Source organism: Streptomyces sp. NPDC059456, from assembly GCF_042750055.1.
In the GTDB taxonomy this organism is placed as follows: domain Bacteria; phylum Actinomycetota; class Actinomycetes; order Streptomycetales; family Streptomycetaceae; genus Streptomyces.
In genome coordinates, this window is the sequence record NZ_JBHYVA010000395.1 from 1 (window position 1) to 7,844 (window position 7,844).

General features: G+C 74.2%; 8 protein-coding genes and 1 pseudogene. 3 read left to right on the plus strand and 6 right to left on the minus strand.

The features are described 5' to 3' along the window. Nucleotides 1-145 precede the first annotated feature (145 nt). The 4 genes from ACFXA3_RS27960 to ACFXA3_RS27975 all read right to left on the minus strand — a co-directional run bounded on the left by ACFXA3_RS27960 (nt 146) and on the right by ACFXA3_RS27975 (nt 3,817). Nucleotides 146-1,021 (minus strand): polysaccharide deacetylase family protein, encoded by an 876-nt coding sequence (locus tag ACFXA3_RS27960; RefSeq protein WP_385191206.1) that lies wholly within the window; start codon nt 1,019-1,021, stop codon nt 146-148. Nucleotides 1,022-1,194: 173 nt separating this feature from the next. Further along, on the minus strand, nt 1,195-1,980 hold the full coding sequence (locus tag ACFXA3_RS27965; RefSeq protein ID WP_385191208.1) for a hypothetical protein: 786 nt from the start codon (nt 1,978-1,980) through the stop codon (nt 1,195-1,197). Nucleotides 1,981-2,295: 315 nt separating this feature from the next. Continuing rightward, complete coding sequence (locus ACFXA3_RS27970; RefSeq protein ID WP_385191210.1) at nt 2,296-3,132, minus strand: class I SAM-dependent methyltransferase; 837 nt, start codon at nt 3,130-3,132, stop codon at nt 2,296-2,298. Nucleotides 3,133-3,262: 130 nt separating this feature from the next. Next, nucleotides 3,263-3,817, minus strand: coding sequence for a WD40 repeat domain-containing protein (locus ACFXA3_RS27975; RefSeq protein ID WP_385191212.1), 555 nt, complete (start codon nt 3,815-3,817; stop codon nt 3,263-3,265). Nucleotides 3,818-3,999: 182 nt separating this feature from the next. On the opposite strand from ACFXA3_RS27975, the gene ACFXA3_RS27980 reads away from it, so the two are divergent. Next, nucleotides 4,000-4,452, plus strand: a complete 453-nt coding sequence (locus tag ACFXA3_RS27980) for a hypothetical protein (RefSeq protein WP_385191214.1) — start codon at nt 4,000-4,002, stop codon at nt 4,450-4,452. A gap of 410 nt (nt 4,453-4,862) precedes the next feature. Here ACFXA3_RS27980 and ACFXA3_RS27985 read toward each other — a convergent pair. Further along, nucleotides 4,863-5,672 (minus strand): annotated as a pseudogene (locus ACFXA3_RS27985) (hypothetical protein); the annotation flags it as partial. Beyond that, complete coding sequence (locus ACFXA3_RS27990) at nt 5,615-5,947, minus strand: hypothetical protein (RefSeq protein ID WP_385191216.1); 333 nt, start codon at nt 5,945-5,947, stop codon at nt 5,615-5,617. The gene ACFXA3_RS27990 and the pseudogene ACFXA3_RS27985, both read right to left, overlap by 58 nt. Before the next feature lie 275 nt (nt 5,948-6,222). On the opposite strand from ACFXA3_RS27990, the gene ACFXA3_RS27995 reads away from it, so the two are divergent. Together ACFXA3_RS27995 and ACFXA3_RS28000 are read left to right on the plus strand one after the other, a co-directional pair. Next, the gene (locus ACFXA3_RS27995) at nt 6,223-6,723 is read left to right on the plus strand and encodes a VOC family protein (protein WP_385191218.1); all 501 of its coding nucleotides are present in this window, start codon (nt 6,223-6,225) and stop codon (nt 6,721-6,723) included. A gap of 97 nt (nt 6,724-6,820) precedes the next feature. Continuing rightward, on the plus strand, nt 6,821-7,844 hold a 1,024-nt coding region (locus ACFXA3_RS28000; RefSeq protein WP_385191220.1), incomplete at its 3' end, for a DUF4139 domain-containing protein.

Genomic DNA, 7,844 nt, shown 5'->3' on the forward strand with positions numbered 1-7,844 from the left:
CTCTCCCACCCGCGCCGCGCCCGCGCCCCCCTCTGTAGCCCCCGCGCACCCCCGGGGCGCCGCCCGCGCCGCCCCCGCCGGGGGGGTGGCCGCGGCGGCGGGGGCGTACGTACGGGAGACCGGGGCGTGAGCCCCGGGCCCGGGCCTACGGGGTGGTGAGGGCCGGGAAGGTGAAGCCGTAGCCCTGCTTGGCCAGCCAGGGCAGGTACTCCTTGAGCGCGGCGACCGTCTCGCTGCGGTCGCCGCCGCCGTCGTGGAACAGGACGGTCGGCTGCCGGGGCAGCTTGCCCTCCACGGCGGCGACGATCGCCGGCAGGCCGGGGCGGCTCCAGTCCCTGGGGTCCACGCTCCAGCCCAGCGGCCGCATGCCGCTCGCGACGGCTATCGCACGGCTGTCGGGGGTGAAGGCACCGCCCGGCGCCCGGTAGTAGTTCACGGCGACGCCCGGCACGGCCTTCTCGATCATGGTCTTGGCGTCCAGGATCTGCTGCCGCTGATAGGCGACGGGCTTGTGGTCCATCGTCACGTCGTGGTCGACGGAGTGGTCACACAGCTGGTGGCCCTCCGCGGCGACCTCGCGCACCAGCTCCGGGTACTTCTGCGCCTTGGTTCCGATCATGCAGAAGGTGGCCTTGACGTGGTTCTGCCTCAGTACCTGGAGGACCTGCGGGGTCCAGTGGGGGTCCGGCCCGTCGTCGATGGTGATGGCGACGTCACGACCCGGTCCCTGCGCCAGCCGGGAGATGCCCAGGGGGATCGTGGCGGCACCCTTGGCCCGCTTGGCTTCCCTGGCCCGCTTGGCTTCCCTGGCCCGCTTGGCTTCCCTGGCCTGCTTGGCTTCCCTGGCCTGCTTGGCTTCCCTGGCCTGCTTGGCCTGCTCCGAGCCGGCCGCGGGCCGCCCCGCGGAACCGTCCGTGGCGGCGAAGGCCGGGGTGGCCACTGCCGCCAGAAGGCCGAGGACGGCCCCCGCCACGGCGGACCCCGCCCGTCGACGACGCACGGAACTGCTGGTGATGCCCATGGACGCGCTCTTCCTTTGCGCTCGACCCCCGGAACTCACGATTCCGATCCAGAGTAGGTCACGCGCACACGGACCCGGCTCGTCCGAACGGCCCGTTCGCCACCCCCGGGCCGGAGGGCGGAAGCCTGCAGGCCCGGGGAAGCACCGCGTCGCGGCGCCCTTGGCAGGGCTGGTCAGGCGGTGGCGGGCACCGGAGTGGTTTCCGTCTCAGTTCCGGCCGCCACCTCGTCGGCGACGGCAGGGGCCGCGACGGCCTCGGCAGCCCCACCGTGGTGCGGGAGGGCCGTGTAGTAGACGGTGGCGCCCTGCTTGACGCGCTCCGCCAGGCTGCGGGCCACCAGACGCTCGGTGGTCGTGCGCACCAGGTTGTCGCTGACGCTGCGGTCCGGGTGCGCGGCCTTCAGGGCCTGCGCGATCTCGCGGGCCGTCTTCGGCTCCGCCTGACCGGTCAGGTGCCGGTGGATCAGCTCGGTCAGCGGGACCTGCTTCTCCTTGGACGCGACGGCCTTCTCCTTCGCGGGCGCCTTCTCCGCGGCCTTCGCGGGCGCCTTCGGTGCGGCCTTCACCGTGGCCGTCTTCGCGCCGGCCGCCTTCGCGCCGGTTGCGTTCTTGGCCGCCGTCTTGGTGGCGGCTGCCTTGGTGGCGGCCGGCTTCTTCGCGGGCGCCTTCTTCGCGGGCGCCTTCGTGGCGGTCGCCTTCTTCACGGTGGCGGCCGTGGTGGTGGTGGGTGTCGCGGCCTTCTTGCCGGCGCGCGGGGCGGGCAGCGCAGCCGCGACGTCACCGAGGGCCGCCCGCATGCCGACGAGGAGTGCGTGGTCCTGCTCCAGACCGGCCAGGCGCTCCTGGAGGGAGGTGATCTCCTCTCGGATGCGCTCCTGCTCCGCGGTGTTGAGGTCGAGGTCGGCGGCGACCTTCTCTGCGTACTGGGACTTGAGGTTGGGAATCTCCCGAGCGGACATGTGGACTCCTCTGATGGACGGTGTTGGGTGCGGACTCTACCCAGGTGACCTGTGAGGTGTGTGGGTTTGAGTGGTACCGGGCCCAAAGGAGGTGTCCGCGGTCGGAGTTGCCGGGCGGCGCGGAGCAGCGCGTGCAGGGGTGCGGTTCCGCGCCCCGACGGCGTGTTCGTGTGCGAGACCGGGTGCGAGACCGGGTGCGAGGTCGGGTGCGAGGTCGGGGCGCGGAACTCGCCTTCCCGGAACGCCGTTGAGGTGTTCCGGGAGCGCCGTGACCGGTATCGGGCCCCGGGTGGAGGGGGCCCGTTCCCGTGCGGGCTACGGTCGGGTGGCGGTGACCAGGTAGTAGTCGAGGATCTGTTGTTCCCAGGCGGCCAGGAAGTTGCGGGGCCAGGTGCCCGGCTCCCAGAGGCGGGCGAGCCAGCGGTCCCAGCCGGGCCAGACCTGCGGGCCGATCGAGGTGATGCGCACGTCGGTGAAACCGGCGTCGGCCAGGGCTTCGCCGAGCCGGGACACGGGCCGGGCGATGTCCAGGCCGCTGGCGAACGAGTCGAGCAGCCCGGCGAGCCGCTCCGCCGGGGCGGGCGCACCGTCGACGCTGAAGAAGCTGGTGACCGCGATCCGTCCGCCGGGGCGCAGGACGCGCGCCGCCTCGCGGGCGAACGCGGGCAGGTCCGGGAAGTGCTGGGCCGCCTCGACGCTGTAGAGGCAGTCGAACGCACAGTCGCCGAGCGGCAGGTTCTCCGCCGCCCCGAGCACGAAGCTCAGCCGGTCCGGCTCTGCTTCGAGGAGGTGGGAGTTGGCTTCGCGGGCCCGCCGGAGCTGCTGGGGGTGGATGTCCACTCCGGTGATCTGTGCGGGCCCGTACTCCTCCAGGGCGAGGGCGCATCCGAGGCCCAGACCGCAGCCGATCTCCACGGCCCGGCCGCCGCCGGGGCCGGCCGCGTCGAGTACGTGCCGGTAGAGGTCCTGCTCGCTGCGGATCCGGTCGTCCTGGGACAGGGGCCGTTCGAGGTCCACGGCGCGCCAGTAGCCGAAGTTGATGAACCCTCCGGCGAACACCGGCACGGCACTGAGATCGGCCGGACCGTACGTCTCCCACACCTCGGGCCGCACGACCGGAGCGGGCTGTTCTGCAGGGTTCGCCGACGACACCCCACCACCACCTCCTCGTGACGGGGCGCCGCGCCCCGTGGCCACCAGTGTGGCGGGCGGACCCCCGTCGCGACAGAGGACCCGCCCGGCCACGGCCCGTACGGCGGGCCCGTGGCCGGCGTGCATGCCGTCAGCAGGTCTTGCGGTGGGGGACGTCGGGGATGTGTGTCTTCCACTCCTGCTCGCCGAGGGGTCCCGAGAGGGCGCAGAGGTCCCGGACCAGCTGCCCGGGGGCGAGGGGGTGGGTGAAGACCCCGTCGTGGTTGTCGGCCCCCGTCACGGCCGAACCGTCGGGGGTGAACGCGACCACCACGACCTCGTCCACGGCCCCGGTCAGCGGTACGCCGAGCCGGGTGCGGGTGCGGCTGTCCCACACCTCGATCTGGTGGCCGGGCCGGGATGCGTGCACGGTGGCGAACAGCCGGCCGTCCGGGGAGACGGCGGTCGCCGTCGCCGGTGCGGACAGGCACGTCCAGACCGGGCCGGTGCTCAGGTCCTGGCCCTTGGGCCGGAGCGTACGGGCGTCCCAGAGCCGGATGTAGGGGCGGAAGCCGCGGGGTGTGTGTAGAGCCCAGAACGTGAGTGTGTTGGCCTCGTCCTTCGTCACGACCTGGCCGGCCGGCGACTTCCCGTCGGGTGCGAACGCGAAGGCGATCGACGCCCCGCTGCGCGCCTGCTGGTCCACGACCGGCAGGCTGCCCAGGACCGGCTTCTTCTCGTCGGCCGGTGATGTCCTCGGTCTTGAGATCGGTGGTGGGGAAGGGGACGGGCAGCTCCTTCCTGGTGCGCAGGTCGACCCGGGTGAACCCGTGCTCCGTGGATCCGGGGACGGAGAACACCGCCTCGTCCGGTGAGAACGAGGAATGCATGAGGTGGAGGACGTTCCCGCAGGCGCTCTCGGTGAACTTCTGTTCTGCGGTCCGGGTGTCCCACACCGTCAGGGTGGACTTCGTGTCCGCGTCGACCGTTTCACTCAGCAGACAGGTGCCCGAGGGGCTGGGTCTCACGGGCGACCGGTATCCGCCGTACATCTCGGGGGTGGGGAAGGCGTGGGCGTCGCGCGGCCGGGCGCGGGCGACGTCGAGCACGCGGGTGTACCCGTCGTCGGTGCTCACGGCGGCCGTCGTGCCGTCGTCGGAGAGGCCGACCCGGTGGATCCTGGCCGGAGCCGTGCAGGAGCCGGTCTTCGTGCGGGTCTCGACGTTCCAGAACTCCACGTTCGTGTCCGCGGCGGCCATGAGCGTCTGCCCGGTGGCATCGCGATCGGGGAAGGCCGGGACGGAGCCGGGCGGCCTGACCGCGTCCGTGGCCCACTGGTAGCGCAGGGCCTGCGGCGCCGACCACGACTCGGGGGTGTCGGCCAGGCCCGCCGCGGCGATCGCGAGCCTGCGGCCGAGCCCGGGATCGGTGCCGCGGACGGACTGGGCCGTGCCGGCGACCTGGGCGGAGGCCGCCCGGTCCCGCCGGCCGGTGACGGTCCGGCGCCGGGCGATCACGGTGCGGCGCCGGTCGAACGCCACGGCGGCCGCGCCGACTGCGAGGACCGGCAGGACGGCCGGTACGGCGCTGAGCAGGACGCACAAGCGGCCGTGGCGCCGGGTCGGTGCGGACCCGGCGTCCAGGAAGCCCCGCTCGGTGTGGTTGAGGGTGAGGTGGCGGCGCCCCGTCGCGGCCCAGTCGCGGGTGCGTTCCAGCTCGGCGCCCTGGAACAGGTCGTTGTTCTTGCGGCCGTTCCCCTCCCAGAGCCGGGCCGCTTCCGACAGGCGCTGGTGGACGCCCAGGCCCGGGCGTTCGGCCTCCGCCCAGTCGCGCAGCCGGGGCCAGGCCCGGATCAGGGCGGCGCGGGAGAGGGTGCCCGAATCGCAGTCCCGGACCAGGATCCGGGCCTGCGTGAAGGCGGTCAGGACCCGGTCCAGCACCTCCTGCAGGTCCGTCCGTCGGCGGACTCGGACCGGTGCGCCGAGCGCAGCGTGTCCTCGGCGCGCTCCCCCGGGGCGACCAGCCGCAGCAGCACCGGGGAGACAGCCTCCTGCGCGGCGGTGCCCAGGCGGGAGAAGGCGGTCTCCGCGCCGTCGGAGCGCGAGGGCCCCTCGGGGCCCGGCGGGCTTTCGGGAACGCCCCCCCTTCACGACGTCGGCGAGGCCGGAGCGGCCGACGAGGGACAGCAGCAGCTGCTCCGAGGACGGCCTGTCCGCCGGGTCCTTGGAGAGCGCCGCGCCGACGAGGGAGCGCAGCGGTTCCCGCAGTACGGAGGTGTCGGGCTCGTGGATGGCGACCTGGTAGGTCAGCGCCCCGGCGGTGTCCCCGTCGAAGGCGTGCCGGCCCGTCGCGCCGAAGAACACGACGGCGCCCCGGCCCCACACGTCGACCTCGGCGTCTCCGTTCTCGCCGCGGTAGCGCTCGGGCGGCATGCAGCGCAGGGTGCCCATGGGCAGGCCTGCGGTGGCGGCGCCCTCCATGATCCGGGCGATGCCGAAGTCGATCACGCGGGGGCCGTCGGGGCCGAGGAGGATGTTCTCGCGCTCGACGTCCCGGTGCACGACGGCGGCCCGGTGGACGGCGACCAGGGGGCGGTGGCGACGCCGATCGCGAGGCGGCGCCGCTCCTGCGGGCCGCAGGGTCCGCCGGCGGTGACCGCCCGCCGCAGGTCGGGCCCGGCCACGTATTCGCTCACGACGTACGGGACCGCTCCGTCGAGGTCGGCGTGGAGCACGGTGGTGGTGCAGAAGGGAGCCACCCGGCTCCAGGCCTCGACCTCCTTGCGGAGCCTGTCCCGGTCGTGGTCCTCCACCCCGTGCAGTGCCTTGACGGCCACCCGCCGGCCGTCGGCGCCGTAGCCCTCCTACACCACGCCCCGGCCGCCGGCGCCGAGGCGTCCGTCGAGGTAGAACGTGCCCGACTGCCGTGGATCGCCGGGGAGTAACGGCGCCGACAAGACGAAGCCTCCCGGAGCCTTCGGGAAGGAAAACCAACGTAATCGTCCGGCGCGGGCGGAGAACAGGGCTCCGGGGTCGATAGTTCGAATTTGAACGTTATGCTGGTACCCACCAGATCGAGCCACCCCCTTCGAGCCATCGGGAGCGCCGCCCCATGTCCGTACGCCGCCTCAACCACGCCGTGCTCTGGATCCGCGACGTCGAGCGCTCCGTCGCGTTCTACTCCGACGTGTTCGGATTCCGGGTCGACCACATGGTCGCCGGACGGGCCGCCTTCCTGAGCGCTCCCGGCAGCCTCAACGACCACGACCTCGGGCTGTTCTCGGTCGGCGGCGACGCGCCCGGTCCCGAGCAGGGCCGGGTCGGGCTCTACCACCTCGCCTGGGAGGTCGGCACCCTCGGCGAGCTCGCCGAGCTGGGGCAGAAGCTCACCGACCGGGGTGCCCTGGTCGGCGCGAGCGACCACCTGGTCTCCAAGTCCTTCTACGCCAAGGACCCGGACGGCAACGAGTTCGAGGTGATGTGGCGCGTCCCCCGCGAGGACTGGCCCGCCGAGGACTCCGGCCTGCGCCCGGGTGCGCTCGACCTGCCGGCCGCGATCGCCCGCTGGGGCGCGGACCTCGCGACGGGTTCGGCGGCGGGCTCCGCCAGCTGACGGGCGGCCCGCGCGGACGACGGGGTCACCCGTACACGCCCGGCCCCCGGGCGTAGGCTTCGCTCAGCACGGACGCGACGGGGGCGGGGCGGAGCACATGACCGACAAGACGGCACGGACCTGGGGGTCGACCCTCGATTCGGTCGTGGTGTACGCGCAGGGGGCGGTCTGCCGCCGCCTGGTGCGCGGCAGCATGCCGCCGGACGCCCGGCTGCGGGTGACGGGGCTGCCCCGCTCGATGGACCCCGGTTCCCTGCGGGCCCGCGTCCTGAACGCCCCCGGAGTGCGCGTCACCGAGGCCCGCGTGGAGGCCGGGGCCGAGCCCCTGGGCGCCGGCGCACCCGACGCGTTGCGGCGCGAGGTCGAGCGGCTGCGCGAACGGTACGCGGCGGCACAGGGCCGCCGAGAGCGGCAACTGGGCCTGATCGAGGAAATCCGGGGGCTGCGCCCGGCGCCGCCGGAGCGCAGGCGCGGGGACCCGCACCGCCGTACGCCGGTCGACGCATGGCTGGAGCTCGCCGACTTCGTCGACGCCCGGCTGACCGCACTGCACGCGCGCCTCGCCGAACTGCAGGAGGCGGAGCGCCTCGCCGAGCACGAACTCTCCGTCGCCGCGGACAGGCTCGCCCGCGCCTCCACCGACGCACCGTCCCGGCACGTGGAGACCACGGTCTGCGCGGTCCTGACCCTCGGCGGCGCCGCCGAAGGGGAGGAGCCGGACCGGGAACCGGAGCCGGAGCTGGAGCTGGAGCTGGAGTACGCGGTGCCCGGCGCCGTCTGGGTGCCCGCCTACCGCCTCGCCCACCGGCAGGGCGAGGGCACCGGCCGCCTCGTGCTGCGCGCCTCGGTCGCCCAGCGCACCGGCGAGGACTGGACCGGCGTACGCATCGCCCTGGCCACCGCCGACCTCCTGCGCCGCACCGATCTGCCGAAGCTCGACTCGATCCGGATCGGACGCCGTCAGCCCGCCCCCGCGCCGTCCGGCTGGCGCGAGCCTCCGGCGGGGCTCGGCGACCTGTTCAGCGGGTACGAGGCGGCCGGCTCCCGCCCGGCCCCGGACGGCGCACCCGCCGGCGGTGCCCACAGGGCCTTCGGGGTCGGCTCCGCGCCCGGTCCCGTTC